Annotated in this window: 18 protein-coding genes, 3 rRNA genes and 1 pseudogene; 17 read left to right on the forward strand and 5 right to left on the reverse strand. The window is 64.9% G+C overall.

Features of this window, described 5'->3' with window-relative positions; all coding sequences use genetic code 11:
* Positions 1–18 precede the first annotated feature (18 nt).
* On the reverse strand, positions 19–1719 hold the full coding sequence (locus tag FOE78_RS09230) for a 3-ketosteroid-delta-1-dehydrogenase (RefSeq protein ID WP_143986021.1): 1701 nt from the start codon (positions 1717–1719) through the stop codon (positions 19–21).
* A 194-nt stretch (positions 1720–1913) separates the two neighbouring features.
* Between FOE78_RS09230 and FOE78_RS09235 the strand changes: the two genes are divergently transcribed.
* From FOE78_RS09235 to FOE78_RS09295, 13 genes are all read left to right on the forward strand, one after another.
* Positions 1914–3284 (forward strand): MFS transporter, encoded by a 1371-nt coding sequence (locus FOE78_RS09235; protein WP_143986022.1) that lies wholly within the window; start codon positions 1914–1916, stop codon positions 3282–3284.
* Positions 3285–3598: 314 nt separating this feature from the next.
* On the forward strand, positions 3599–4636 hold the full coding sequence (gene argC, locus FOE78_RS09240; protein ID WP_143986023.1) for an N-acetyl-gamma-glutamyl-phosphate reductase: 1038 nt from the start codon (positions 3599–3601) through the stop codon (positions 4634–4636).
* On the forward strand, positions 4633–5784 hold the full coding sequence (argJ, locus tag FOE78_RS09245; RefSeq protein WP_143986024.1) for a bifunctional glutamate N-acetyltransferase/amino-acid acetyltransferase ArgJ: 1152 nt from the start codon (positions 4633–4635) through the stop codon (positions 5782–5784). The genes argC and argJ overlap by 4 nt, the downstream gene beginning before the upstream one ends.
* Positions 5781–6812 carry an acetylglutamate kinase gene (gene argB / locus FOE78_RS09250; protein WP_143986025.1) on the forward strand — a complete coding sequence of 344 codons (1032 nt, stop codon included), beginning with the start codon at positions 5781–5783 and terminating at the stop codon, positions 6810–6812. The genes argJ and argB overlap by 4 nt, the downstream gene beginning before the upstream one ends.
* On the forward strand, positions 6809–8062 hold the full coding sequence (locus tag FOE78_RS09255; protein ID WP_143986026.1) for an acetylornithine transaminase: 1254 nt from the start codon (positions 6809–6811) through the stop codon (positions 8060–8062). Before argB ends, FOE78_RS09255 begins: the two co-directional genes overlap by 4 nt.
* Positions 8059–8991, forward strand: a complete 933-nt coding sequence (gene argF / locus FOE78_RS09260) for an ornithine carbamoyltransferase (protein WP_143986027.1) — start codon at positions 8059–8061, stop codon at positions 8989–8991. Before FOE78_RS09255 ends, argF begins: the two co-directional genes overlap by 4 nt.
* A complete protein-coding gene (locus tag FOE78_RS09265; protein ID WP_143986028.1) occupies positions 8967–9470 on the forward strand; it encodes an arginine repressor in 504 nt (167 codons plus the stop codon). Before argF ends, FOE78_RS09265 begins: the two co-directional genes overlap by 25 nt.
* A gap of 75 nt (positions 9471–9545) precedes the next feature.
* Positions 9546–10949, forward strand: a complete 1404-nt coding sequence (gene argH / locus FOE78_RS09270; RefSeq protein ID WP_143986029.1) for an argininosuccinate lyase — start codon at positions 9546–9548, stop codon at positions 10947–10949.
* A gap of 35 nt (positions 10950–10984) precedes the next feature.
* On the forward strand, positions 10985–12262 hold the full coding sequence (gene tyrS / locus FOE78_RS09275) for a tyrosine--tRNA ligase (RefSeq protein ID WP_143986030.1): 1278 nt from the start codon (positions 10985–10987) through the stop codon (positions 12260–12262).
* A 937-nt stretch (positions 12263–13199) separates the two neighbouring features.
* Positions 13200–14715, forward strand: a 16S ribosomal RNA gene (locus FOE78_RS09280).
* A 317-nt stretch (positions 14716–15032) separates the two neighbouring features.
* Positions 15033–18153: ribosomal RNA gene (locus tag FOE78_RS09285) — 23S ribosomal RNA — on the forward strand.
* Between the two features lie 99 nt (positions 18154–18252).
* A 5S ribosomal RNA gene (gene rrf, locus FOE78_RS09290) occupies positions 18253–18369 on the forward strand.
* The 16S, 23S and 5S rRNA genes sit together here, the layout of an rRNA operon.
* A 451-nt stretch (positions 18370–18820) precedes the next feature.
* Positions 18821–20251, forward strand: coding sequence for a collagen-binding domain-containing protein (locus tag FOE78_RS09295; protein ID WP_143986031.1), 1431 nt, complete (start codon positions 18821–18823; stop codon positions 20249–20251).
* Positions 20252–20299: 48 nt separating this feature from the next.
* On the opposite strand, the gene FOE78_RS09300 is transcribed toward FOE78_RS09295, so the two are convergent.
* From FOE78_RS09300 to FOE78_RS24775, 3 genes and pseudogenes are all read right to left on the reverse strand, one after another.
* Positions 20300–20644: a cupin domain-containing protein gene (locus FOE78_RS09300; RefSeq protein WP_143986032.1), complete on the reverse strand. Its 345-nt coding sequence runs from the start codon at positions 20642–20644 to the stop codon at positions 20300–20302.
* Positions 20645–20669: 25 nt separating this feature from the next.
* Entirely contained in the window at positions 20670–21431 is a 762-nt protein-coding gene (locus tag FOE78_RS24140; RefSeq protein ID WP_168207277.1) for a hypothetical protein, read from the reverse strand.
* 14 nt (positions 21432–21445) lie between these two features.
* A pseudogene (locus FOE78_RS24775) lies at positions 21446–21547 on the reverse strand (hypothetical protein); the annotation flags it as partial.
* 33 nt (positions 21548–21580) lie between these two features.
* On the opposite strand from FOE78_RS24775, the gene FOE78_RS09315 reads away from it, so the two are divergent.
* Positions 21581–22189: a TetR/AcrR family transcriptional regulator gene (locus FOE78_RS09315; protein ID WP_168207444.1), complete on the forward strand. Its 609-nt coding sequence runs from the start codon at positions 21581–21583 to the stop codon at positions 22187–22189.
* Here FOE78_RS09315 and FOE78_RS09320 read toward each other — a convergent pair.
* A complete protein-coding gene (locus FOE78_RS09320; protein ID WP_143986035.1) occupies positions 22170–22586 on the reverse strand; it encodes a VOC family protein in 417 nt (138 codons plus the stop codon). The genes FOE78_RS09315 and FOE78_RS09320 overlap by 20 nt on opposite strands.
* Positions 22587–22784: 198 nt before the next feature.
* On the opposite strand from FOE78_RS09320, the gene FOE78_RS09325 reads away from it, so the two are divergent.
* Genes FOE78_RS09325 through FOE78_RS09335 form a run of 3 tightly spaced genes read left to right on the forward strand, consistent with a single transcriptional unit; the run spans position 22785 to position 26628 of the window.
* A complete protein-coding gene (locus FOE78_RS09325; RefSeq protein ID WP_143986036.1) occupies positions 22785–24056 on the forward strand; it encodes an MFS transporter in 1272 nt (423 codons plus the stop codon).
* Positions 24056–25315 carry an amino acid deaminase/aldolase gene (locus tag FOE78_RS09330; protein ID WP_143986037.1) on the forward strand — a complete coding sequence of 420 codons (1260 nt, stop codon included), beginning with the start codon at positions 24056–24058 and terminating at the stop codon, positions 25313–25315. The genes FOE78_RS09325 and FOE78_RS09330 overlap by 1 nt, the downstream gene beginning before the upstream one ends.
* Positions 25312–26628 (forward strand): D-arabinono-1,4-lactone oxidase, encoded by a 1317-nt coding sequence (locus FOE78_RS09335; RefSeq protein WP_143986038.1) that lies wholly within the window; start codon positions 25312–25314, stop codon positions 26626–26628. Before FOE78_RS09330 ends, FOE78_RS09335 begins: the two co-directional genes overlap by 4 nt.

Here is a 26628-nt window from a genome sequence, read left to right on the forward strand (position 1 = left end):
GGCGGACCGGGCCGCCGATCAGGCCGCCGATCGGGCTGCGTGCCGAGCCGCGACGTAGCCCATCACCAGGCCCTGACCGATGGTCGCGCCGGCGCCGGGATAGTAGTGCCCGTAGGCGTTTCCGGCGGTGTTGCCGATGGCGTAGAGACCCTCGATCGGGGTTCCGTCGGCACGCAGAGCCCGGGCCTGCCCGTCGGCCCGGACGCCGCCGCAGGTGCCGAGATCGGCGAGCACCACCTTGACCGCGTACAGCGTGTTGCCGGACAGAGCGCGCAGGTTGGGGTTCGGTCGCTGGGTTGGATCACCGTAGTAGCGGTCGTAGGCACTCTGGCCGCGGCCGTGATCATGATCAACACCGGACCGGGCCAGGTTGTTGAACCGGTCGAAGGTGCCGCTGAACGCGTCGAGGGGCAGCCCGACCGAGGCGGCCAGGTCGGTCGCGTTGCCTGCCCGGTGGGCGATGCCGGCCCCGTACCACGCCTTCGGCAGCGGCTGCCGCGGGAAGATGCCGGCGGCGAAGACATAGCTGTTGCGATAGGCCTGATCGAAGATGAGCCACATGCTGGTGATCGGATCGCCGGCCTTCTCCCGGGCGATCACCGCCTGCCCGAAGGACATGTAGTCCCTGGCCTCGTTGGTGAACCGTCGACCGTGTTGATCAACCATGAAGCTGCCTGGCAGCGATCGCTCGGCCAGCAACACGGTTGGTGAGCCGCCGTCCAGCGGCGCGACCGACGGGAACCACCAGGCTTGGTCCATCAGCGCGGTGTCGGCGCCGGCCTCCTGGGCGATCCGGATGCCGTCGCCGACGTTGCCCGGGTTGCCCAGGCTCCAGTCCTGCAGTCCGGCGGACTGGTACTGCCGACGCCAGGCGACGTTGTGATCGAATCCGCCGGTGGCCAGGATCACCCCGCGGCGAGCGGTGACGGTGGCCTCGCGACCGTGATGATCAAGGACCGCACCGCTGACCCGGCCGTCGGTGGTGATCAGCCTCGTCAGCGCGGTCTCGGTCCAGATCGGGATGCCGGCGCCCAGCACCCCGGCATACAGGCCGGCGGCCAGACCCTGCCCACCGGCCACGTACTCGCGGCCGACGGCCATCCCGCCGATTCCCTGGACGGCCCGGCGAACGATTGCCGGGACGCCCTTGGACGGCAGCTTGGTGACCAGGTTCATCAGCCGGTAGTCCACGCTGGTCACCGGCATCGGCACGGGTGCCTCGAGATTTCCCTTGCGCAGAAGGCGTCTGGACTCCTTCAACCGTTTGGCGTCGAACGGTTTGGCCTCGCAGGTCCGGCCGGTGGCACTGCCGCCGGGGTGTTCGGGGTGGTAGTCGGAGTAGCCGGGTGCCCACATGAAGCGCAGCGGAGTCGTCCGCCGCAGCAGGTCGAAGGCGGCCGGACCATGATCAACTGCCGAGCTCCAGCGCTCGACGGGTGAGCTGTCGCCGACCAGGTCGCCGACGTAGGTCTTCGCGTCCTCGATCGAGTCGCCGGTGCCCGCCTCGCCCAGGGTCGAGTTGCCGGGGATCCACAGCCCGCCGCCGGAGAGAGCAGTGGAGCCGCCGACGTACTCCGTCTTCTCCACGATCAGCGTGTCGAGTCCCTGATCGGCTGCCGCGAGTGCCGCACCCATCCCCGTACCGGATCCGACCACGAGCACGTCCACCTCGGTGTCGACCACCCTCGGCGTCGCCGGTGCCGGCGCTGACTTCCTCATCCTGTTCCTCCTTCGAACCGTACGCAGCAGACCTGCACACTCCTGTCAGGATATGACACTGTCGCAATCTGACAACTTCCTCGATTGGCGCTCGGTCCTATTTCCTATACGATCCCGAGTCTGTGTCCGGACTGAAGGGGCGCCCTGCGGCGCTCTTGGGTGTCCGGCATGTGCCGCCGATCAAGGGAGAGACGATGTCCACGCCAGGACGAGCTGCCGGCACAGTCGACACCAGCAGTCCGCAGCTGAAATCAGCGATCAGCAAGACCGCGCGGCACCTGATGCCGATGTTGGTGATCTTGTACTTCGTCGCCTTCCTGGATCGTACGAACGTCGGCTTCGCAGAGGAGGCGTTGCAGGTCGACCGTGGTGTCTCCGACGGCGCGTTCGCGCTCGGTGCCGGCATCTTCTTCATCGGGTACGCGATCTTCGAGATTCCCAGCAACCTGATGCTGAAGAAGTTCGGTGCCCGGTTCTGGCTGGCCCGGATCTCCATCACCTGGGGGATCGTGGCGTCGCTGTTCGCGTTCACCCATAACGACACCATGTTCATCATCCTGCGGTTCCTGCTCGGTGTTACCGAGGCCGGCCTGTTTCCCGGCGTGATCATGTACCTGTCCGAGTGGTTCCCGAACAAGGTCCGGGTGCAGATGCTGGCGATCTTCTATCTGGCCCAGCCGTTCTCGCAGATGATCGGCGCACCGCTCAGCGGCGGCCTGATCAGCTTCGGCGAGAAGGTCACCCCCTGGGAGGGGTGGCAGGTGATGTTCATGGGCGAAGGAATTCTGGCGGTCGCGGCCGGCATCGTCGCCGTCTTCGTGTTGATCAACGGCCCCGCCGAGGCCAAGTTCCTGACCGATCCGGAACGAACGGCGCTGACCGACTCGATGGCTCGAGAGGATCACGCGAGGACCTCCGACGGGCCGTCAGGCATCTTGAAGGCATTGACCAGCTGGAAGGTCTGGTACTTCACGATCATCTACTTCTGCCTGCAGATCGCGGTCTACGGCACCACCTTCTATCTGCCGCAGCAGGTGTCGTCGTTGATCGGCCAGGACATCGGCTGGCAGGTCGGCCTGGTCTCCGGCATTCCGTGGCTGGTCGGTCTGATTGCCTGCTACCTGGTCGGTCGCAGTGCCAACACGGTCTTCCGCCGCCGGACCTGGGGTACCGGCTTCTACCTCGCCACCGGACTCTTCATCTTCGGCTCGGCCTGGGCCGGCGCGAACGGTCAGCCGCTGCTCGGCATCGTCTGCATCGTCTTCGCAGTTGCCAGCTTCCTCTCGGTCGGCCCGATCACCTGGGCCTACCCGACCGCGTTCCTCACCGGCGCCGCCGCCGCGGCCGGCATCGGCCTGATCAACTCGCTCGGCAACCTCGGCGGCTTCGTCGCCCCGCTGATGCGCACCGCGATCAACAAATCCGTACCGACCGACAGCGGCGCCTGGGGCGTCGTCTCCCTCGGCGTCTTCGCCTTCCTCGCCGCCGCCCTTCTCTTCGGCACCAAGTTCTTCCGCCAGAGCAAGAGCGACCAGATGTTGGCGGAGGAGGTCTCGGGAGTCTGATTCGCGCTCGGGTTTGTACGGCTGCCGCGGTCGTGGTCTGGCGTCCTCCGTGTGCGGGGAGGGCCCCGCGCCCCCGGCCGTGGTGGCGTAAGCACCGCCAGCCCCACCCCGATCCGTCTCGCGCCCCACAGCCGCGCGCGAACGATGCCGCCGCGCGCGAAAAGTCCCGTGCCCTCCACAGCCGCGCGCGAAAGATGCCGGCGCGCGCGAAATTTCGGGTGCGGCGGCATCTTTCGCGCGCGGCTGTGGTCGCCACTGCGGTGCCCGCCCCAAACCAAGTGGCATAAATATACAGAACCTGGCATAATCATGCCGTGACCACATACAGAGCGGCGGTGGCCGGAGCCACCGGGTACGCCGGGGGTGAACTGCTGCGGCTGCTCCTCGGCCACCCGCAGATCGAGATCGGGGCGGTGACGGCGGCGAAGAGTGCCGGCAGCCGCCTGGGTGAACATCACCCACACCTGGTCCCGCTCGCCGACCGACGCGTCGAGCCGACCGACGCCGAGCACCTGGCCGGTCACGACATCGTCTTCCTCGCGCTGCCGCACGGCGCCTCCGGCGAGATCGCCGAGCAGCTGGGCGACGAGGTGCTGGTCGTCGACTGCGCCGCCGATCACCGGCTCGTCGACGGGAACAAGTGGCAGCAGTACTACGGCTCGACCTACCACGGCAGCTGGCCGTACGGCTTGCCCGAGCTGCCCGGCCAGCGGGAGAAGCTGACCGGCACCAAGCGGATCGCCGTCCCCGGTTGCAATCCGACGGCCTCCACGCTGGCCCTGTTGCCGGCGGTCGCGGCCGGTCTGATCACCGTCGACGACATCGTGGTGGTGCTCGCCACCGGACCCTCGGGCGCGGGCAAGAAGCTGGCCGTCACCTACCTTGCGGCAGAGATCATGGGCTCGGCCACCCCGTACCAAGTGGGCGGGATCCACCGGCACACCCCGGAGATGGAGCAGAACCTGATCGCCTGCGGAGCGGCCGATCCCAAGGTGAGCTTCACGCCGATGCTGGTGCCGATGGCCCGTGGCATCCTCGCCACCTGCACGGCCAAGCTGGCGGATCCGACGATCACCGCCGACGACGTGTACGCCGTCTACCAGCGGGCGTACGCCGACGAGCAGTTCGTGCACCTGCTGCCGCAGGGCAGCTGGCCGCAGACCCAGGCCACCGTCGGCGCCAACACCGCCCACGTGCAGGCGACTGTGGACCCGCACACCGGCCGACTGGTCGCGATCGCCGCGATCGACAATCTGGCCAAGGGCACCGCCGGCGGGGCCATTCAATGTACGAACATCGCCCTCGGCCTGGACGAGGCCACCGGGCTGACCACGATCGGAGTGGCACCGTGAGCGTCACCAAAGCCTTGGGTTTCACCGCCGCCGGGATCGCCGCCGGTATCAAGGAGAACGGCAATCCCGATCTTGGGTTGGTCCGCAATCTCGGACCCGATCACACCGCCGCCGCGGTCTTCACTTCCAACCGGGTGAAGGCCGCGCCGGTGCTGTGGTCGGAGCAGGTGATCAAGGACCACAAACTGCAGGCCGTGATCTTGAACTCCGGCGGTGCCAATGCGTGTACGGGGCCGGACGGCTTCGCCGACACTCATCAGACCGCCGAGACGGTAGCCGCCGGGCTGGAGATCGGCGCCATCGACGTGGCGGTCTGCTCCACCGGACTGATCGGCACCCGACTGCCGATGAACAAGATCACCGAGGCCGTGCCGACGCTGATTCAGCAGGCAACACCGGAGGGCGGCGCCGACGCGGCCCGGGCGATCATGACCACCGACACCCATCCCAAACAGGCCGTGGCGCACGGCGACGGCTGGGTGATCGGCGGGATGGCCAAGGGGGCCGGCATGCTGGCGCCGGGTCTGGCCACGATGCTGGTCGTGATCACCACCGACGCGGTGATCGGCGCCGATGATCTTGACTCCGCACTGCGCACCGCGACCGGAGCCACCTTCGACCGGCTGGACAGTGACGGCTGCATGTCCACCAACGACACGGTGATCGCGATGGCCAGCGGCGCCTCCGGCGTCGACGTGTCCTGGCAGCCGTTCACCGCTGCGCTGACCACGGTCTGCCATGAACTGGCGCAGCAACTGCTCGGTGACGCCGAAGGCGCCTCGCATCAGATCTCGATCAACGTCCGCGGCGCCGCCAGCGAGCAGGACGCGATCACCGTCGGCCGGACGATCGCCCGCAACAACCTCTTCAAGTGCGCGGTCTTCGGCCAGGATCCCAACTGGGGAAGGGTTCTGGCGGCCATCGGCACCACCGACGCGATCTTCGAACCCGATCACCTGGACGTGTCGTTCAACAAGATCAAGGTGTGCATCGGCGGCTCGATCGGTGAGCCTCGCGAACTGGTCGACCTCAGCGGCCGGGCGGTCGAGGTCGAGGTCGACCTGCATGCCGGCGAGCACGAGACCACGATCTGGACCAACGACCTGACGTACGACTACGTCAAGGAGAACGCGGAGTACAGCTCATGACGATCATCAGGAAGGCGGAGAAGTTCTCCCTGGTGGAGAAGGCGTCCATCCTGACCGAGGCGCTGCCGTGGCTGGAAACGTACTCGGGCAAGACGGTCGTGATCAAGTACGGCGGCAACGCCATGATCGACGAGGATCTGAAACGCGCGTTCGCCCAGGACATCGTGTTCATGAAGCGCTGCGGCGTCCATCCGGTGGTGGTACACGGTGGCGGCCCGCAGATCTCCACCATGCTGAACAGGTTGAACATCGAGTCCGAGTTCAAGGCCGGCCTGCGGGTCACCAGCCCGGAGGCGATGGAGATCGTCCGGATGGTGCTGGTCGGCCAGGTCGGGCGCGATCTGGTCGGACTGATCAACGAGCAGAGCGCGCTCGCGGTCGGCATGTCCGGCGAGGACGGCGGCCTGTTCACCGCGGTGAAGAAGCTCGCGGTGATCGACGGCGAAGAAGTTGATCTTGGGCTGGTCGGCGAGGTGGCGAAGGTGCGGACCGAGGCCATCAACGGTTTGATCTCGGCCGGGCACATCCCGGTGGTGGCCAGCATCGCGCCGGACAGCAACGGTGTGGTGCACAACGTGAACGCCGACACCGCCGCCGCCGCGCTGGCCATCGCACTGCAGGCCGAACGGATGGTGATGCTCACCGACGTCGAGGGCCTGTACGCCGATTGGCCGAACAGCACCGACGTGATCAAGGAACTGCCGGCATCCCAGCTGCGGGAGCTGCTGCCCACGCTGGAGTCCGGGATGGCGCCGAAGATGGCCGCCTGTCTGAAAGCCGTCGAGGGCGGACTGACCCGGGCCACCGTGATCGACGGCCGGGTCTCGCACGCCCTACTGTTGGAGATCTTCACCAACGCCGGCATCGGCACCATGGTCACCCAGGACGGTCTGATCCGGTTGGGCAGCCGCGTTTTCCCAGCTGCGGAAGGGATTCCGCCGGAGGAGCTGGCCAACGGCGAGTTCAGCTTCACCGATCCGGCGGAGCCGATCGCTGCGACTGTCGACGACTCGGAGGACAACTCATGACCGGCACCGACCTGCCCGGCGAGCTGTCCGCCGTCAGTGATCAACTTGCTGCTGCCGGTGGCCGGAGTTCGGCCGCCGTGCTGAAGAGCTATGACGACCATCTGATGCGCACGTTCGGCCCGCCCAAACGGGTCTTCGTCCGCGGCGAGGGCTGTTACGTCTGGGATGCGGACGGCCGCCGGCACCTGGACCTGCTCTCCGGCCTGGCGGTCAACGCCCTCGGCCACGCGCACCCGACGGTGCTCTCCGCGATCACCGGCCAGATCGCCACCCTGGGCCACGTGTCGAACTTCTTCGCCACCCCGTCCCAGGTCGCCCTGGCCGAGCGGCTGGACCGGATGGTGACCGGCGGCGACGCCGGGGCCCGGGTGTTCTTCGCCAACTCCGGCACCGAGGTCAACGAGGCCGCGTTCAAGATCACCCGGCTGACCGGCAGGACCAAGATCATCTCGACCGAGGGCGCCTTCCACGGCCGGTCGCTCGGCTCGTTGGCGCTGACCGCGAGCGAGAAGTATCGCAAGCCGTTCGAACCGCTGCCCGGTGACGTCGAGTTCATCCCGTACGGCGATGTCGCGGCACTCGAGGCTGCCGTCGATGACCGGACCGCCGCCGTCGTGCTGGAACCGATCCAGGGTGAGAACGGTGTGGTCGAACCGCCGGACGGTTACCTCGCGGCCGCGCGCGAGATCACGTCGGCAGCCGGCGCCCTGCTCTGGATCGACGAGATCCAGACCGGCATGGGCCGGACCGGCTACTGGCTGGAGTCACAGAGATCCGGCGTGGTCGGTGACATCGTCACCGTGGCCAAGGGGCTCGGCAACGGTTTCCCGATCGGCGCCTGCATCGCCACCGGGCCGGCTGCCGACCTGCTCGGGCCTGGATCCCACGGCAGCACGTTCGGCGGCAACCCCGTTGCCTGCATCGCCGGTCTGGCGGTGATCTCGGTGATCGAACGCGACAACCTGCTGACCAACGTGACCGAGCAGGGCGCTCGGCTGGCCGACGCGATCACCGCTGTTGATCATCCGCTGATCGATCATGTCCGCGGCCGTGGCCTGCTGCGCGGGGTGGTGCTGAGGAAGGACCGCGCCCAGCAGATCACCGACGCCGCCCTGGATGCCGGCTTCATCATCAACGCGCCGCGGCCGAACGTGTTGCGGATCGCACCGCCGTTGATCATCACCGCCGATCAGATCGACAGCTTCGTCCAGGCGCTACCCGGGTTTCTCGATCAAGGAGCACGTGCATGAGCAAGATCAGAAGTTTCCTCGCCGACGACGACCTGAGCCCTGCCGAACAGGCCGAGGTTCTTGCCCTGGCAGCGAAGTTGAAGGCCGACCCGTACGGGCACAAGCCGCTGGCCGGCCCGGTCAGTGTGGCCGCGATCTACGACAAGCCCACACTGCGTACCCAATCCTCGTTCGGCGCCGGCATCGCCGAACTCGGCGGATTCCCCTTGCAGGTGGACGGAAAACTGGCCGGCATCGGCGTACGGGAGTCGGTGCCGGATGTCGCCCGAGTGATCGGACGGCAGGCCGGCATGATCGTCTGGCGTACCTTCGAGCAGTCCAAGATCGAGGAGCTGGCCGCCTTCGCCGGTGTGCCGGTGGTCAACGCGTTGACCGACGAGTATCACCCGTGCCAGCTGCTTGCCGACCTGCTGACCGTGCAGGAGCACAAGGGCAGACTCGCGGGCCTGACCGCAGCCTTCGTCGGAGACGCGGCCTGCAACATGGGCAACTCGTGGGCGCTGGCCGGCGTCACCGCCGGCATGAAGATCAAGTTCGGCGCACCGCACGGCTACACACCGGACCGGGCAGTTCTGGACCGCGCCGCCAAGATCGGCGAGACCACCGGCGGGTCGGTGGATGTTGATCATGATCCGGTTCAGGCGGTTGCCGATGCCGACGTGGTGATCACCGACACCTGGGTGTCGATGGGCAAGGAGGACGAGGCCGCCGCCCGAACGGCGATCTTCGCGCCGTACTCGGTCACCGCCGAGCTGATGGCCACGGCGAAGCCGGATGCGATCCTGCTGCACTGCCTGCCCGCCTACCGGGGCAAGGAGGTCGCCGCCGAGGTGCTCGACGGACCGCAGTCGGTGATCTGGGACGAGGCCGAGAATCGACGACATGCACAGAAGGCGATCCTGACATGGCTGTACCAGCAGCCCCGATGACCAAGTCCGCCCGGCACGCGAAGATCATCTCGCTGCTGGAGCGGCATCAGGTCAGGTCCCAGGCCGAGTTGGCCGAGCTGTTGTCGACGGAGGGAGTCACGGTCACCCAAGGCACCGTCTCCCGCGATCTGCTGGATCTCGGCGCGCTGCGGGTGCGGGGCGAAGGCGGGCAGTTGATCTACGCCGTCCCGGGCGAGGGCGGCGACCGGACTCCGGTCGTCGGCGAGCAGGTCGCCTTCAACGAGCGGCTGGCCAGGATGTGCGCGGAGATCATGGTCTCGGCCGAGGCCTCGGCCAATCTGGTCGTGATCCGTACACCGCCGGGCGCCGCGCAGTACTTCGCCTCGGCCATCGACCGGGCGAGTTGGAACAGCATCCTGGGCACCATCGCCGGCGACGACACGATCATGGTGATCACCCGGGACCCGAACGGCGGCACCGACCTCGCCGAAGAATTCATCCGCCTGAGCGCACGATAATCACCGATTTGTCAGCGTGAGGACGCGTCATAGCGCCTTCTGCCGCTGACAAGTCGGGGGAGAGGAACGAGAGATATGACCGGGACCGCGAGCGGGCAGTTGTGGGGCGGGCGCTTCTCCGGAGGCGCCGCCGACGCGATGTTCGCGTTGAGCAAGTCCACCCAGTTCGACTGGCGCCTGGCCCGCTACGACATCGCCGGCTCGCGCGCGCACGCCGGCGCCCTGCAGCGTGCCGGGCTGTTGACCGGCGACGAGCACAACGCCATGATCAACGCCCTCGATCGACTCGAGGCGAACGTCGTCGACGGCACCTTCACACCGGCCGACTCTGACGAGGACGTGCACGGCGCACTGGAACGCGGCCTGCTGGAGATCGCCGGTCCCGAGTTGGGCGGCCGGCTGCGAGCAGGCCGGTCCCGCAACGACCAGATCGCCACGTTGTTGCGGATGTATCTGCGCGACACTCTCGGCGCGGTACGAGCCGACGTGGCCGATCTGATCACGGTGCTGCACGACCAGGCCGAGAAGTATCTCGGTGCCCCGATGCCCGGCCGCACGCACCTGCAACACGCCCAGCCCATCCTGTTGTCGCATCAGCTGCTGGCGCACGCGTGGCCGCTGATCCGCGACCTGGAACGCATCCGGGATCTCGACCGCAGGCTGGCCGTCAGCCCGTACGGATCGGCCGCACTGGCCGGCACCTCGCTCGGGCTCGACCCCGAGGCCACCGCCCACGATCTCGGATTCAGCACCAGCGTGCCGAACTCGATCGACGGTACGGCGGCTCGTGACCTCGCCACCGAGGCCGGCTTCGTGCTGGCCCAGATCGCCGTCGACCTGTCCCGGTTGAGCGAGGATGTGATCCTCTGGGCGACCCATGACTTCGGCTACGTCACGCTGGACGATGCCTGGTCCACGGGGTCGTCGATCATGCCGCAGAAGAAGAACCCCGATGTGGCGGAGTTGGCGCGGGGCAAGGCCGGCCGGCTGATCGGCAATCTGTCCGGGTTGCTGGCCACCTGCAAGGGGCTGCCGCTGGCGTACAACCGGGATCTGCAGGAGGACAAGGAGCCGCTGTTCGACTCGGTCGACCAGCTACTCATCCTGGTGCCGGCGATGACCGGGATGATCTCCACTCTCACGTTCGACACCGAGAAGATGGCATCCCAAGCGCCGCTCGGATTCTCGCTGGCCACCGACGTCGCCGACTGGCTGGTCCGCCGGCGGGTGCCCTTCCGGGAGGCGCACGAGATCTCCGGCGCCTGCGTGCGCTACTGCGAGCAGAACGCGTTGGAGCTTTCCGAGCTGACCGCAGAACAGCTTGCCTCGATCGACGAGCGACTCACGGCCGGCGTACGTGACGTGCTCACCGTGCAGGGTTCGATCGACTCCCGGGACGGTCGCGGCGGAACGGCCACGGCGCGGGTACGAGATCAGCTGGGTGAAATCACGGCGCAACTGGCCAAGCTGCGTCGATAGGGAGGGCCGGTGGCCCGGCCGATAGGGTGGGCCCCGTGGGAGTACTCGATGAACTGACGTGGCGTGGCCTGCTGGACAACAGCACTGATTTGGAGGCGCTGCGTGCGCACCTGGACGCCGGGCCGGTCACCTTCTATATCGGCTTCGATCCCACCGCGCCGAGCATTCACTTCGGCAATCTGGTGCAGTTGATCGTGGCCCGGCATCTGCAGCGGGCCGGCCACAATCCACTCATCCTGGTCGGCGGTTCGACCGGGCTGATCGGCGATCCGAAGGAGACGTCCGAGCGCGTCCTCAACTCCAAGGAGACCGTCGCCGGCTGGGTGGAACAGATCCGCGCCCAGGTCAGCCGGTTCGTCGACATGGACGGTCCGCATGCTGCCAGGCTGGTGAACAATCTCGACTGGACCGGGGACGTGCCGGTGCTGGACTTCCTCCGCGACGTCGGCAAGCACTTCCCGGTCAATCGGATGCTCGCGCGAGACGTCGTACGGAAGCGGCTGGAGGCGGGGATCTCGTACACCGAGTTCTCCTACGTCCTGCTGCAGGCCTTCGACTACCTCAATCTCTACCGGCAGTACGGCTGCACGCTCCAGTTCGGTGGCAGCGATCAGTGGGGCAACATCACCGCCGGCGTGGAACTGGTACGACGCTCCGACGGCGCACATGTGCACGCCATCGCGACTCCGCTGCTGACCAAGGCGGACGGGACGAAGTTCGGCAAGACCGAGGGCGGCAGCGTCTGGCTGTCGTCGGAGCTGACCAGTCCCTTCGCCTTCCACCAGTTCTTCCTGAACGCCGAGGACGAGAAGGTGATCGAATACCTGAAGGTGTTCAGCCCCAGGAGTCAGGACGAGATCGCCGAGCTCGAACGACAGACGCTGGAGAAGCCACACCTGCGTGCGGCGCAGCATGCGTTGGCCGACGACGTGACGACCCTGGTGCACGGTGAGCAGGACACCAAGGCCGCCAACGAGGCGGCCGAGGCACTGTTCGGACGGTCGGAGCTGGCCTCGCTCAGTGCGTCGGTGGTCCACGACGTGGCCCAGGAGCTGGGGGCAGCCGAGCTCAAGTCGGACGGTGAATGGCCGGGGTTCGTCGAGGTGTTGGAGGCCAGCGGGGTGGTGGCGAGCAAGTCGGCGGCCCGCCGTGCGATCGCCGAAGGCGGCGCCTACCTGAACAACGTGAAGGTCGCTGACCCGGAGCTGCGGATCAGCGACTCCGACCTGCTGGCCGGCGGGTATGTCGTGGTCCGCCGCGGGAAGAAGACGGTGGGCGCCGCCAGAATCGGGCGAGAATCGTCAGGATCCTGACTTCAGGGGATGCAGATGCCTGCGCCTGCGACGATTCGGCAGGTGTGACCAGCGTCACACGAGGGCAATTTGACCCCCGCAGGACGGCCGCGTAATGTTCTCTGAGCCGCCGGGGAGCGGGACGCGGGAAGCCAGGAGCTGAACGCGGCCGGCCCGAGCGGAATCCAACGGTAACGAAGCAGCCGTGATGGCGTGCGCCCGAGAGCGCAGCAGCCGGATCGCGGTGGGTGGGCTTGCCCGCGGGGAGGTCGGAAAGCCGAGTTTGACTCGGCCGGAGGATCTCACTAAGCTTGGTCGGGTTGCCCCGGATGCGGACCTCAGGGTCTGGGACGGACAGCAATCCAACCAGCCAGGACAATTCAACGAGTTTGACTCGGAGAATGAATCTGGTAAATTAAGCGAGGTTCACTTCCCGAAAGGAAATGGACAAAAAGCTTAACCAGAGCGATTCACCGAATTTGACGCGGAGAATGAATCTGGTAGGTTAAGACAGAAGCTTAAAGGCCGAAAGGTCGGCCGGCTTCAGACTTAATCAGGGAAATTCGCCGAGTTTGACTCAGGCAAGTGGAACTGATAAAGTCGGTCGGGCCGAATCGGGGAAGATCCGAAAGGATCGCAACCAGTCGGCACGACAACGTGAAAAGCGAAAGTCCGGATTTGACACGGGCCCGAGCGGATCACTAAAGTAAGACGAGTTGCCCCAAGCGGGAATCGGAAGATGACCGCGCGGTGTGCGCCCGAAACTTGAGAACTCAACAGCGTGCTAAAAGTCAATGCCAGTTTATGCACAAGAAATACCCCGTGCTCAGGCATTCAGGTAACTGAATTGTGTGAGTTACGGATTCCTTTGATTGATTGACGCAGTCATGATGACTGTCTGTCAGCGATCGAACTTGTTGACGGAAACCAGCACCTCGTGTGCTGCAACCGATATTTTTCAACGGAGAGTTTGATCCTGGCTCAGGACGAACGCTGGCGGCGTGCTTAACACATGCAAGTCGAACGGTAAGGCCCCTTCGGGGTACACGAGTGGCGAACGGGTGAGTAACACGTGAGCAACCTACCCTTGACTCTGGAATAACAGCTGGAAACAGCTGCTAATACCGGATACGACCTCAAGCGTCATCGCTTTTGGTGGAAAGCTCCGGCGGTCAAGGATGGGCTCGCGGCCTATCAGCTAGTTGGTGAGGTAACGGCTCACCAAGGCTTCGACGGGTAGCCGGCCTGAGAGGGCGACCGGCCACACTGGGACTGAGATACGGCCCAGACTCCTACGGGAGGCAGCAGTGGGGAATATTGCACAATGGGCGCAAGCCTGATGCAGCAACGCCGCGTGTGGGATGACGGCCTTCGGGTTGTAAACCACTTTCAGCGCCGACGAAGCGAAAGTGACGGTAGGCGCAGAAGAAGCACCGGCCAACTACGTGCCAGCAGCCGCGGTGATACGTAGGGTGCGAGCGTTGTCCGGAATTATTGGGCGTAAAGGGCTCGTAGGCGGTCCGTCACGTCGGAAGTGAAAACTCGGGGCTCAACCCCGAGCCTGCTTCCGATACGGGCGGACTAGAGGAATGCAGGGGAGAATGGAATTCCTGGTGGAGCGGTGGAATGCGCAGATATCAGGAGGAACACCAGTGGCGAAGGCGGTTCTCTGGGCATTTCCTGACGCTGAGGAGCGAAAGCGTGGGGAGCAAACAGGCTTAGATACCCTGGTAGTCCACGCCGTAAACGGTGGGCACTAGGTGTGGGACTCATTCCACGAGTTCCGTGCCGAAGCTAACGCATTAAGTGCCCCGCCTGGGGAGTACGGCCGCAAGGCTAAAACTCAAAGGAATTGACGGGGGCCCGCACAAGCGGCGGAGCATGCGGATTAATTCGATGCAACGCGAAGAACCTTACCTGGGTTTGACATATACCGGAAAGCTGCAGAGATGTAGCCCCCGCAAGGTCGGTATACAGGTGGTGCATGGCTGTCGTCAGCTCGTGTCGTGAGATGTTGGGTTAAGTCCCGCAACGAGCGCAACCCTCGTCCTATGTTGCCAGCACGTAATGGTGGGGACTCATAGGAGACTGCCGGGGTCAACTCGGAGGAAGGTGGGGATGACGTCAAGTCATCATGCCCCTTAAGTCCAGGGCTTCACGCATGCTACAATGGCCGGTACAAAGAGCTGCAATACCGCAAGGTTGAGCGAATCTCAAAAAGCCGGCCTCAGTTCGGATTGGGGTCTGCAACTCGACCCCATGAAGTCGGAGTCGCTAGTAATCGCAGATCAGCAACGCTGCGGTGAATACGTTCCCGGGCCTTGTACACACCGCCCGTCAAGTCATGAAAGTCGGTAACACCCGAAGCCGGTGGCCCAACCTTTTGGAGGGAGCCGTCGAAGGTGGGACTGGCGATTAGGACTAAGTCGTAACAAGGTAGCCGTACCGGAAGGTGCGGCTGGATCACCTCCTTTCTAAGGAGCCATATGGCGCACTAGCTGCGTCCATGCGCTCAGTTCCGAGGCGTACGTCCTCGGCTGAGCAGGCACCGGAATGTGGAACATTGACCATTAAGTCTTCACGCCGGCCGATCTCGTCAGTACAACTGCTTGCAGAGTGGAACATCGAGTGACGCTGGAAGAAGACCTGAGGCACGCTGTTGGGTCCTGAGGGGTCGGTCGCAAACGCGATTGGACAACTCAGCGGACCGAGGCCCAGCTCAACCGAGCAGGGATCGGATCTCGCCCGTATTTTGAGAACTTCACAGTGGACGCGAGCATCTTTGTAGTAACAACAAGCTACTAAGGGCAATCGGTGGATGCCTTGGCACCAAGAGCCGATGAAGGACGTTGTAACCTGCGATAAGCCCCGGGGAGCTGGTAAACAAGCTTCGATCCGGGGATCTCCGAATAGGGAAACCTCGAAGGAAACCGGAGTCATGTCCGGCGACCCCTGCCTGAACACATAGGGCAGTGGGAGGGAACGTGGGGAAGTGAAACATCTCAGTACCCACAGGAAAAGAAAACAACAGTGATTCCGTCAGTAGTGGCGAGCGAACGCGGAAGAGGCCAAACCTCACTTGTGTGATAGCTGACAGGCGTTGCAAGTGTGGTGTTGTGGGGCCGCCCCGACCGGGCTGTCGACCGGTCAAACAGTCAGAAATGCTCAATGAAGTCGAAGCGCTCTGGGAAGGCGCAGCATAGAGGGTAATACTCCTGTAGACGTAAGTTGAGCACTGTTGGGCGTCACCCCAAGTAGTACGGAACCCGTGAAATTCCGTACGAATCTGGCGGGACCACCCGCTAAGCCTAAATACTCCTTGGTGACCGATAGCGGACCAGTACCGTGAGGGAAAGGTGAAAAGTACCCCGGGAGGGGAGTGAAATAGTACCTGAAACCGATTGCCTACAATCCGTCGGAGCTCTTCGGAGTGACGGCGTGCCTTTTGAAGAATGAGCCTGCGAGTTAGTGGTATGTGGCGAGGTTAACCCGTGTGGGGAAGCCGTAGCGAAAGCGAGTCCAAATAGGGCGATTGAGTCGCATGCTCTAGACCCGAAGCGAAGTGATCTATCCATGGCCAGGGTGAAGCGACGGTAAGACGTCGTGGAGGCCCGAACCCACCTCAGTTGAAAATGGGGGGATGAGCTGTGGATAGGGGTGAAAGGCCAATCAAACTTCGTGATAGCTGGTTCTCCCCGAAATGCATTTAGGTGCAGCGTCGCGTGTTTCTTGCCGGAGGTAGAGCACTGGATAGTCTAGGGGGCCCACAAGCTTACCGAAATTAGCCAAACTCCGAATGCCGGTAAGTGAGAGCGCGGCAGTGAGACTGCGGGCGATAAGGTTCGTAGTCGAGAGGGAAACAGCCCAGAACACCAGCTAAGGCCCCTAAGCGATTGCTAAGTGGAAAAGGATGTGGAGTTGCGGAGACAACCAGGAGGTTGGCTTGGAAGCAGCCACCCTTTAAAGAGTGCGTAATAGCTCACTGGTCAAGTGATTCTGCGCCGACAATTTAGCGGGGCTCAAGCAATCCGCCGAAGCTGTGTCATTGACGCATTTGCTCGCCATCGTTCTTCGGATCGGTGGCCAGGCGCGTTGATGGGTAGGGGAGCGTCGTGTGCGCGAGGAAGCGGCAGGGTGACCTAGCCGTGGAGAGCACACGAGTGAGAATGCAGGCATGAGTAGCGAATGACGGGTGAGAAACCCGTCCGCCGAATGACCAAGGGTTCCAGGGTCAAGCTAATCTGCCCTGGGTAAGTCGGGACCTAAGGCGAGGCCGACAGGCGTAGTCGATGGACAACGGGTTGATATTCCCGTACCGGCACCGGAACGACCCTGCCGAGGCGAGTGATGCTAAGCACGGAAGGTCAACGGATGTCTTCGGATTGATGTTGACTGACTCTGCGACCCGAACTCGTATTAGGCAAGCTGCGGAGTGACGCAAGAAGGTAGCCCGACATCGGTGATGGTTTCCGATGTTAACTGTGTAGGGCGAGGTGTAGGCAAATCCGCACCTCACGTGCCTGAGACAGGAAGAGTGGTCCGGACTTGATCCGGGCGAATTCGGGTGATCCTATGCTGCCTAGAAAACCTTCGTGAGCGAGTGACGTGTGCCGCCCGTACCCTAAACCGACTCAGGTGGTCAGGTAGAGAATACCAAGGCGATCGAGATAACCGTGGTTAAGGAACTCGGCAAAATACCCCCGTAACTTCGGGAGAAGGGGGGCCGAATCTGTTGAGGGACTTGCTCCCAAAGGCAGATGAGGCCGCAGAGACCAGGCCCAAGCGACTGTTTACTAAAAACACAGGTCCGTGCCAAGTCGAAAGACGATGTATACGGACTGACGCCTGCCCGGTGCTGGAACGTTAAGGGGAGATGTTAGCCGCAAGGCGAAGCATTGAACTTAAGCGCCAGTAAACGGCGGTGGTAACTATAACCATCCTAAGGTAGCGAAATTCCTTGTCGGGTAAGTTCCGACCTGCACGAATGGCGTAACGACTTGGGCGCTGTCTCGACCACGGACTCGGCGAAATTGCACTACGAGTAAAGATGCTCGTTACGCGCAGCAGGACGGAAAGACCCCGGGACCTTTACTATAGCTTGGTATTGGTGATTGGATGAGCTTGTGTAGGATAGGTGGGAGACTTTGAAGCAGTCACGCCAGTGGTTGTGGAGTCATCGTTGAAATACCACTCTGGTTCTTCTGGTTATCTAACGTAGGTCCGTTATCCGGATCACGGACAGTGCCTGGTGGGTAGTTTGACTGGGGCGGTCGCCTCCCAAAAGGTAACGGAGGCGCTCAAAGGTTCCCTCAGCCTGGTTGGCAATCAGGTTTCGAGTGTAAGTGCACAAGGGAGCTTGACTGTGAGAGAGACATCTCAAGCAGGGACGAAAGTCGGAACTAGTGAACCGACGGCGGCATGTGGAAGCGCCGGAGATCAACGGCTAAAAGGTACCCCGGGGATAACAGGCTGATCTTGCCCGAGCGTTCATAGCGACGGCATGGTTTGGCACCTCGATGTCGGCTCGTCGCATCCTGGGGCTGGAGTCGGTCCCAAGGGTTGGGCTGTTCGCCCATTAAAGCGGCACGCGAGCTGGGTTTAGAACGTCGTGAGACAGTTCGGTCCCTATCCGCTGCGCGCGTAGGAGTCTTGAGGAGAGCTGTCCTTAGTACGAGAGGACCGGGACGGACGAACCTCTGGTGTGCCAGTTGTTCTGCCAAGAGCACGGCTGGTTGGCTACGTTCGGAAGTGATAACCGCTGAAAGCATCTAAGCGGGAAGCACGCTCCAAGATGAGGGCTCCCACAGGATAACCTGGTAAGGCCCCCAGCAGACCACTGGGTGATAGGTCGGATGTGGAAGTGCAGTAATGCATGGAGCTGACCGATACTAATAGGCCGAGGGCTTGTTCCTACGAAGATGCTACGCGTCCACTGTGCAGTTCCCGAGATACGGTCGTAGATCGGTGAGCTGAATCGAGTTCACCTCGATCCGATCACATCTCCATAGAGTTTCGGTGATCATGGCGAGGGGGAAACACCCGGCTCCATTCCGAACCCGGAAGTTAAGCCCCTCAGCGCCGATGGTACTGCACTGGAAACGGTGTGGGAGACTAGGACGTCGCCGGACACTTACACCTCAAGGGTGGCCATTCGTGGCCACCCTTGAGGTGTTTTTGCGTCCAGCGCCGGGTGCGTCGTGGCGGCTGGCCGGGGGCCGGCGGGGGCGAGCGGGTAGCTTTCTTCCTGCCATCGGGGAGTCGGATCGTTCTTCGAATCGTTCTGCGCACTCCGGCGGGACTGGTTGAGGTTTTGACCGGGCCTCGTCGGTGCGGCAGAGTGTCGGCCAGGTGTTCTCTCGGTGAACGGTTCGGAGCCGTTGTGGTGGACTGTTTGCCCGGGGCGCACGTGGTGATCGATCTTCGGTTCGTGGGACCGGAGTCTCGACTCGGGAGCGATTGGGCATTTCATTGGGTAGCGAACACGACACTTCTGGGGACAGCTCGTCGGCGGGTCCGATCGATCGTCGAGCCGCGACCGCCCGAGCTCGCCGGCGATCGCGGCGACTTCGGGGTGCTGTCGTGCCCGGCGCGATCGCGGCCGGCGCGGTCGGGGCGCTCGTCATTGGCCTGACCATGGCCGGCAGCCCGGCGTCATCCGCCGCGGTGAACGGCATCAACCCGGTTCGGGTCCAGGTTGACGGCCATCCCGCCAACAGCGGCTTCCTCACGTTCGTGGAGAGGAACGTCGGGATCCATGCCAACGAGTCCGAGGGCACGGTAGCCATGGGCGGTGACCTGCTGATCGACAGCAACTACAACGTGGCGGCCGGATCACCACCCGTTTTCGACACGATTCAGCCCAGCGGGGACGCACGGCCGACTTATCTCTACGTGGGCGGTGGTGTGCAGTGGCTGGACACGAATGCTCGCGTTCAGGTGCATAACCAGGGCTTCACCAAGATCGCCGACACCAGCACCTATGACGCGTTCGACACCGACAACAACGGTGCAGCGGTCAACTATCGGATCGTCGAGGACGGGGCGAGCTACCTCGACGTTCCGCCGGCCATCGACGGCACCACCAGACAGTCGCCGGAGTCGATCGCGAGTCCCGCGGCGGACCTGCTGGACATCTCGGATGCCTTCGTCGCCTACCGCAGCATCACCGACGACCTGGCAGCTTGCGCGGCCACGGTGCAGTTGACGGACGCACAGGGCAATCCGCTGGACGAGATCACCCCGGGCACCCAGGGTTATGTTCACCTCCAGCAGGGCGTGACGAACGTGCTGACCCTCCATCCGGGTGAGTTGGGTAACTTGTCCGAGCTCAGTTTTCGCGATCAACCCAGTGCGGACACCCCGTTGTTGATCAACATCGTCGGCGGTGGCTACGACGGGGTGTTCCCCAACCTGGCTGGCGTCTCCGGTGCGCAGGCGCCGTACATGCTGTGGAACTTCCCGGATGCGACCAACATCACTGCGCGGCAGAACAGCGCCACGGTGGAGGGCACGATCTTCGCCCCGAACGCGACTTTGCGGTGGTTGTCGACCGGAAACATCGAGGGCAACATCATCTCGGTCAATCTCCAGCATGGCGGCCGGGACGAAAACAACGCCAACGAGTTGCACGACTTTCCGTTTCAGGCAGAGCTGACCTGCTCCGATGCGACGCCCACGCCCTCCCCAACGCCTACTCCGACGCCGAGCCCGTCACCGAGTGAGTCGACCTCACCGACGCCGAGCCCGAGCCCGTCACCCAGCGAAACGACGACCCCCACGTCGTCTCCTTCGGCCAGTTCGCCAGCACCGTCCAGCCCGGCACCGTCTAGCCCGGCGCCGTCAGCGTCGGAGTCTTCGGCTGCGCCGGTCCCGGGTCAGAGCCCGTCGAGTTCGGCCGGCGGACTGGCCAGCACCGGCGGGCCGCCGATCGGACCGCTGGTCGGCGGCGTTGTGCTGATTCTCGCCGGCTCGGCTGTACTGATCCTGCGTCGGGTCCTCAACCGGAGCTGATCGAACAGCGCGGCGGCCGATGGTGAGCCTCTCGGCCGCCGCGACGAATCAGGCGCGGAGATGCCCTCGCGGCACCGCACTCAGCAGCACCGCCGAGTCCTCCAACGCGTGCAGAGAATGCGGCGCGTCCGGAACGATCAACAGATCTCCCTGGCCACCACGCCATTGATCGGAGCCGGCGCGTAACTCGACCTTCCCCGACAACACCAGCACCGTCGCCTCACCCGGGTTCTCATGCTCGTCCAGGCTCGCATCGGCCTGAAGCGCGATCACCGTCTGTCGAAGCGCGTGCTCGTGCCCGCCGAAGACCGTACGGGCCGAACGCGCCGCAGGGCTGCGGCCGGCCGCTTCCAACTGCTCCCGGGCAAGTGCCTGAATCGACAGCTTTTGCATGTGCTGACACAAGCACACATCCTGCTCAGAAGTCCAGGTACTCGGGATTCATCGCCGCCGCCAGCGCCAAGTGCTTGTCGGCCAGCGGATCACGCATCCGCTTCAGCGTCTTGCCGAGCAGCAGTTGCAGGTAGGCGTCGTCGGGATGTGCCGCGAGCAATTCCTCCAGCTTGGCTCGAGCCGGCGCCAGGCTGGCCGAGGCCGCCAACGCCCGTGCGGTCAGCGTTTCCAGACCGCGGACGCCGTCATAGTCCGGCCGCAGCGGCTGCAAGAGATACAGACAGCCGTGGGGATCGCGCTGCTCCAACAAGGTACGAGCGGCGCGGAGCCGTCGTACCTCGTCGGGAACCACGGCCGGCGGAGCTGCCAACGTCGCCCGGAACCTTTCGGCCAGCTCTTCGGACGGCTGATCGCCAACGGCGATGATCGTGTCGTTGATCACGTACGTGGGTGACTCCGGCACCCCGATCGCCCGACCGAACAGCAGACCTTCCCGGGCAGCCCGCTCGACCGGATCGCCGGCCGCGAAACCCGGCTCGAGGTAGGCCAATCCGCTGTGGCCGTCCGGCCCGGCGACCGGGCCGGGCAGCGAGTACCGATCGGCGATGCCACGCAGGAAGTCAAGATCGTTGAGGTCGGTCCGTCGACGAAATGCGCCGCCATGATCGCTTCGGCGACCTCGCCCTGGGCCCGCGGCCCGTGCACCAACGCCGACGCGATCAGCCGGTGCGCCGCCCAGCTGCTGGCCGGCCCGGAGCCGGTGGGATCGATCAGGTACGGGCGCCACACGACCTCGACCTCGGTGCGATCGAGCGCTGCCAGCGCTCGGTCCAGTTGCTGCTTGCCGACGTACGCCCAGCCGGACAACACGTCCGCGTAGACCTCGATCACCAGGACGATCACCTCTCGTAGGGGCAGCGCGTTAGCATCAGGGCCGTGCCCGTCAAACCACCCGTGACCCGTCTTCGTACGGTCGCCAATCCGGCCGATCCGCGCTATCGCCGTACCCGGGCCCAGATCTGCGACGCTACCCGACGACTGCTGGAGGTCACCGACGTCCAGCGATTGACCTTCGGCCAGGTCGCCGCGGCGGCCGACGTGAATCGGAGCACAGTGCATCAGCACTACGGCAGCCGGCATGAACTGGTCGCCGATGCCCTGGCGACCGATCTTGCCGGCCTCGCCGACGCATTGGATCGCTGCCCCTTCGATCGGTCCGGCGGGGTACCGGCCGAGCTGGTCGAGATGTTCGCCGCGGTCGAAGATCAGGCAGCCGTGCTTGATCGGCTGTCCGGTACCGACCGCGGACTGGTCGGGGCGCGCCTGACCGAACTACTCGCCGACCGGCTGGCCGATCGCTTCGCCGCCGGCGTCCGGCCGGCCGGCTTCGACGACGTCCCGCCGGTCGAGCATGCGCGCTACCTGGCCGCGGGGCTGGTTCAACTGCTCCTGCTGCCGCCGTCCGGGGCGTCTCGGCCGACGCCGACACAACGAGCAACCCGAGCGTGGCGGCTGATCGCGCCGGTCAGCTCGGCTGTCCGGTGATGTTCACCAGCCACTGGGTGCCGTAACGATCGGTGCACATCCCGAAGACATCGCCCCACGGCGCGGCCTCCAAACCCATCGCGACCTGACCGCCGTCGCTGAGCTTGTCCCAGTAGCCGCGCAGCTCGCTGTCGTCGTCGCCGCTCAACGAGACCGAGATGTTGCTGCCGGACGCGAGCTCCATCTGTTTCGGCGTGTCCGCGGCCATCAGGACCAGCCCGTTGGGCGCCTCGAGCCGCGCGTGCATCACTTTGTCCTGCTCGTCGACCTCCTCACTGGCGTGGAATTCACCGAACGTCGACACAGTCAGGTCGCCACCGAAAACCGATTGATAGAACTCCATCGCGCTGCGGGCGTTGTCGCGGAACGACAGGTACGGGTTGAGTTGAGTAGCCACGGGTCCTCCTCGAGGTGATGGCAGAGACGGGCAATCAACCATTCTGCTGCCTCGACTGCGATCCGTCAGCGGATCGGCGAATCTGGTGGAGGAGTCTGTGCGTTTCCGGTGACGCAGTCTGTGCGATGGCCGGTCCCGGCTGAGTTTCGCCGTCGGTTGCTTGGCAACCGGCGGGTTTGCTGCCAGGATCACAGCACCATGCCCGAGCCCGTCCTGATACCGTCGTCCACCCAGCCGCGACGCCGTGTCTCCCGAGGCTGGATCGGCTGGTTTTCCCTTGCCTGGTTCGGGATCTGGATGGCTCAGCTGACGCCGATCCAGCTGCTGTTGCCGGCCCAGGTGACCGTCGTACTCGATCTCGATCCGGCCGACTGGATCCGCAACGTGGTCGCCTTCGGTGTGGTCTCGGGCATCGCCGGGATCTGCGCCGTGGTCGCCTACCCGTTGACGGGCGCGTTGTCCGATCGGACCACGTCGGCCTTCGGGCGACGGCGGCCGTGGATCGTGGCCGGGGGAGCAGTCTTCGCGGTCTCGTTGATCCTGCTCGGCCGGCAGCAGTCGATCGTCGGGGTGGCGGTCTTCTGGCCGCTGACGCTGATCGGCTTCTGCATGATGACGGCCGCCCTGACCGCAGTGATCTCCGATCAGGTGCCGGTGCTGCAACGCGGCACGGTCTCCGGCTGGATGGCCGCGCCACAACCGGTCGGTGTGCTGCTCGGGGTCGGCGTGGTCGTCGGACTCGGATTGTCGCAGCAGCAGGGCTACCTGCTGGTCGCGGTGGTGCTGCTGATCGCCGCGATCGGTTTTGTGGTGCGAATGCCGGACGCCGTGCTGGACCGCTCCGATCGCCCGCGGGCGAGTCTGCGCGCGTTCGTCCGGGGCTTCTGGATCTCACCTCGGCGCTATCCCGATTTCGGCTGGACGCTGGCCAGCAGGGTCCTGGTCAACATCGGCAACGCGTTGACCACTACCTTGTTGCTCTACTTCCTGATGTTCGGGCTTCACCTGGCCTCCGGTCCGGCGTCGACCATGCTGGTGGTCGTGACCGCGATCTATTCGATCGCGTCGATGGCGGCGTCGCTGATCGTCGGTCGCTGGTCGGATCGAGCCGGCCGGCGCAAGCGGTACGTGGTGATCACCGCGATCCTGCAGTCCGCAGCTGGACTGATCTTGATCATCGCCCCGGCATTGCCGACCGTGATCATCGCGGGAATCCTGTGTGGCTTCGGATTCGGGGCGTTCCTGGCGGTTGATCAAGCACTGGCCACCGAGGTGCTGCCGGCGGCCGAGAGCCGTGGCAAGGACCTCGGCATCATGAACATCGCCTACGCCATCCCGCAGGCCTTCGCGCCACTGGCCGGAGCCGGGCTGGTGGTGCTCGCCGGCGGCTTCTGGCTGCTGTTCGTCGCGGTGGTGATCTTCGCCGGCGCCGGCGCGCTGGCCCTGCTCCCGGTTCGAAAGGTGCTCTGATGATCGATCTTGCCGCGGTGGACCGGGTTTCCGCCTGGACCGATCCGGCACAGTACTGGCCCGGCGTCGATGCCGCCACCGCCGAACTCGACCCGCCGCTGGCGGTGGGACAGCTGTCCGCGCTGCGGCACAACCTGGCCGAGTTGATCAAGCGTGCTCGCGGCAAACCGATCAGGATCGCCAGCAAATCGCTGCGGGTACGAGGTTTGGTCGAGGCCTGCCTGCGGGTGGACGGCGTTGCCGGAGTGCTGGCCTACACGCTGGCGGAGGCCGTCTGGCTGGCCGCCACGATCGACGACGTCGTCGTCGGTTACCCGACGGCCGACCGGTCCGCGATCGCCGCGTTGGCCGGCGACGAAGCCGTCGCCGAGCGGGTGACGATCATGATCGACGACGCGCAACAACTTGATCTTGTGGATGCGGTGGTGCCACCCGATCGACGTCCGACGATCAAGGTATGCCTGGAGTTGGATGCCTCACTCGATCTGGCCGGGCTGCATCTGGGCGTCTACCGTTCGCCGCTGCACAGCCCCGAGGCGGTGCTGTCGATGGCACGCAAAGTGCTGTCTCGTAAGGGATTTCGGCTGGTCGGCCTGATGGCGTACGAAGCTCAGGTCGCCGGCCTGGTGAACGCGGTGCCGGGCGCCGCGATCAAATCCGGGGTGGTGCGGGCGATGCAGCACCGGTCGGTTGCCGAGCTGGCCGAGCGACGCGGCCGGGCCGTCCGCTCGATCCGATCCCTGCTGGAACACGCCGGTGCGCCGGACCTTCAATTCGTCAACGGCGGCGGGACCGGGTCGGTGGAGACGACGACGGCCGACAGCTCGGTGACCGAGATCGCGGCCGGTAGCGGGATCTTCGGGCCGCATCTGTTCGACAACTACCGCGCCTTCACCCCGGCGCCGGCAGTAGCCTTCGCGCTGCCGGTGGTGCGGCGACCACGCCCCGACGTCGCCGTGGTGCACGGCGGCGGCTGGATCGCGTCCGGCCCACCCGGCTGGGACCGCTCGCCACATCCGGTCTGGCCCGCCGGGCTGGAGTACGTCGGCACCGAGGGGGCCGGCGAGGTGCAGACCCCGCTGCGGAGCGCACGGGCTGGGGATCTTGCACCGGGGGACCGGGTCTGGTTCCGGCACACCAAGGCCGGCGAACTCAGCGAGCACGTGAACTCGCTGCTGATGGTCGACGGACCGCGACCCCAGTGGTCGATCGTCGACGAGTTGCCCACCTATCGCGGCGAGGGAAAGGATTTTCTGTGAGTCGATCGACGACCGCCTGGCGGAACTGGGGCCGTACCGAGCTCGCGGTGCCGGCGCAGCGGTTCGTTCCGTCGCATGTCGGCGAGGTGGCCGAACTGGTTCGCGGAGCGGCGTCCGACGGTCGCCGGATCAGGCCGGTCGGCGCCGGGCACAGCTTCAGCTCGATCGCGGTCGCCGACGATCTCCACGTTGATCTTCGCCGATTGTCCGGGCTGCTATCGGCCGATGTTGATCATGGACAGGTCACGCTCGGGGCCGGGACCCGGCTGGCCGAGATCCCGGCACTGATCTCCTACTACGGGCTGGCGATGCCGAATCTCGGCGACATCGACGCCCAGACCATTGCCGGTGCGATCTCGACCGGGACGCATGGCACCGGCAGCCGGTTCGGTGGACTGTCGACCCAGGTGGCGGCCGTCCAGCTGACCACCGGCACCGGCGAGTTGATCACGGTGTCGGCCGCTGATCATGCCGACTGGCTGGACGCGGTCCGGGTCGGCCTCGGCGCGCTCGGCGTGATCACCGCGGTGACGCTGCAATGCGTACCGGAATTCGTGCTGGCCGCTGACGAGCGGCCCGAGCCACTCGAGCGGGTGCTGGAGGAGTTCGAGTCCCGGTGCGACGGCGCCGATCACTTCGAGTTCTACTGGTTTCCGCACACCCGGACCGCGTTGACGAAGACCAACACCCGGCTGCCCTTCGGGGCCCAACGCGCCGCCCTGCCGCCGCTGCGTCGGTTCGTCGACGACACGCTGGTGTCCAACGAGCTCTACCGGATTCTCTGTGCACTCCAGTCCCGGGCTCCCGCGACGACGCCGACGATCAACCGGCTGGCGGAGAAGATCACCGGCAACCGCTCCTTCACGGACCGGTCCGATCACGTCTTCACCACCAAGCGGACGGTCCGCTTCCGCGAGATGGAGTACGCGTTGCCGCGCGGCCAGGTGCCGACGGTGCTGCGCCGGCTGCAGAAGTTGATCAAGGAACGGGACTGGCGGATCTCCTTTCCGATCGAGGTCAGGTCGGCGGCCGCCGACCCGCTGTGGCTGTCCACCGCCCATGATCGACTCACCGGTTACATCGCCGTCCACCGTTACTGGCGCGACCGCGACACAGAGCCCTACTTCGACGCCACCGAAGAGATCATGCTGGCTCACGACGGCCGGCCGCACTGGGGCAAGATGCACACCCTGACCGCCGATCAACTGCGGACGAGGTATCCGCGGTTCGACGACTTCCGCGCAGTCCGCGATCAGCTCGACCCGCAGCGCGTCTTCGCCAACCCCTACCTGGATCGGGTGCTCGGACGATAA

Source organism: Microlunatus elymi (assembly GCF_007362775.1).
GTDB lineage: Bacteria > Actinomycetota > Actinomycetes > Propionibacteriales > Propionibacteriaceae > Microlunatus > Microlunatus elymi.

Coding starts and splice junctions, on each gene's coding strand:
- FOE78_RS09230 (WP_143986021.1), bottom strand. CDS start 1,719: ATGAGGAAGTCAGCGCCGGCACCGGCGACGCCGAGGGTGGTCGACACC.
- FOE78_RS09235 (WP_143986022.1), top strand. CDS start 1,914: ATGTCCACGCCAGGACGAGCTGCCGGCACAGTCGACACCAGCAGTCCG.
- argB (WP_143986025.1), top strand. CDS start 5,781: ATGACGATCATCAGGAAGGCGGAGAAGTTCTCCCTGGTGGAGAAGGCG.
- FOE78_RS09255 (WP_143986026.1), top strand. CDS start 6,809: ATGACCGGCACCGACCTGCCCGGCGAGCTGTCCGCCGTCAGTGATCAA.
- argF (WP_143986027.1), top strand. CDS start 8,059: ATGAGCAAGATCAGAAGTTTCCTCGCCGACGACGACCTGAGCCCTGCC.
- FOE78_RS09265 (WP_143986028.1), top strand. CDS start 8,967: ATGGCTGTACCAGCAGCCCCGATGACCAAGTCCGCCCGGCACGCGAAG.
- argH (WP_143986029.1), top strand. CDS start 9,546: ATGACCGGGACCGCGAGCGGGCAGTTGTGGGGCGGGCGCTTCTCCGGA.
- FOE78_RS09300 (WP_143986032.1), bottom strand. CDS start 20,644: ATGCAAAAGCTGTCGATTCAGGCACTTGCCCGGGAGCAGTTGGAAGCG.
- FOE78_RS09325 (WP_143986036.1), top strand. CDS start 22,785: ATGCCCGAGCCCGTCCTGATACCGTCGTCCACCCAGCCGCGACGCCGT.
- FOE78_RS09330 (WP_143986037.1), top strand. CDS start 24,056: ATGATCGATCTTGCCGCGGTGGACCGGGTTTCCGCCTGGACCGATCCG.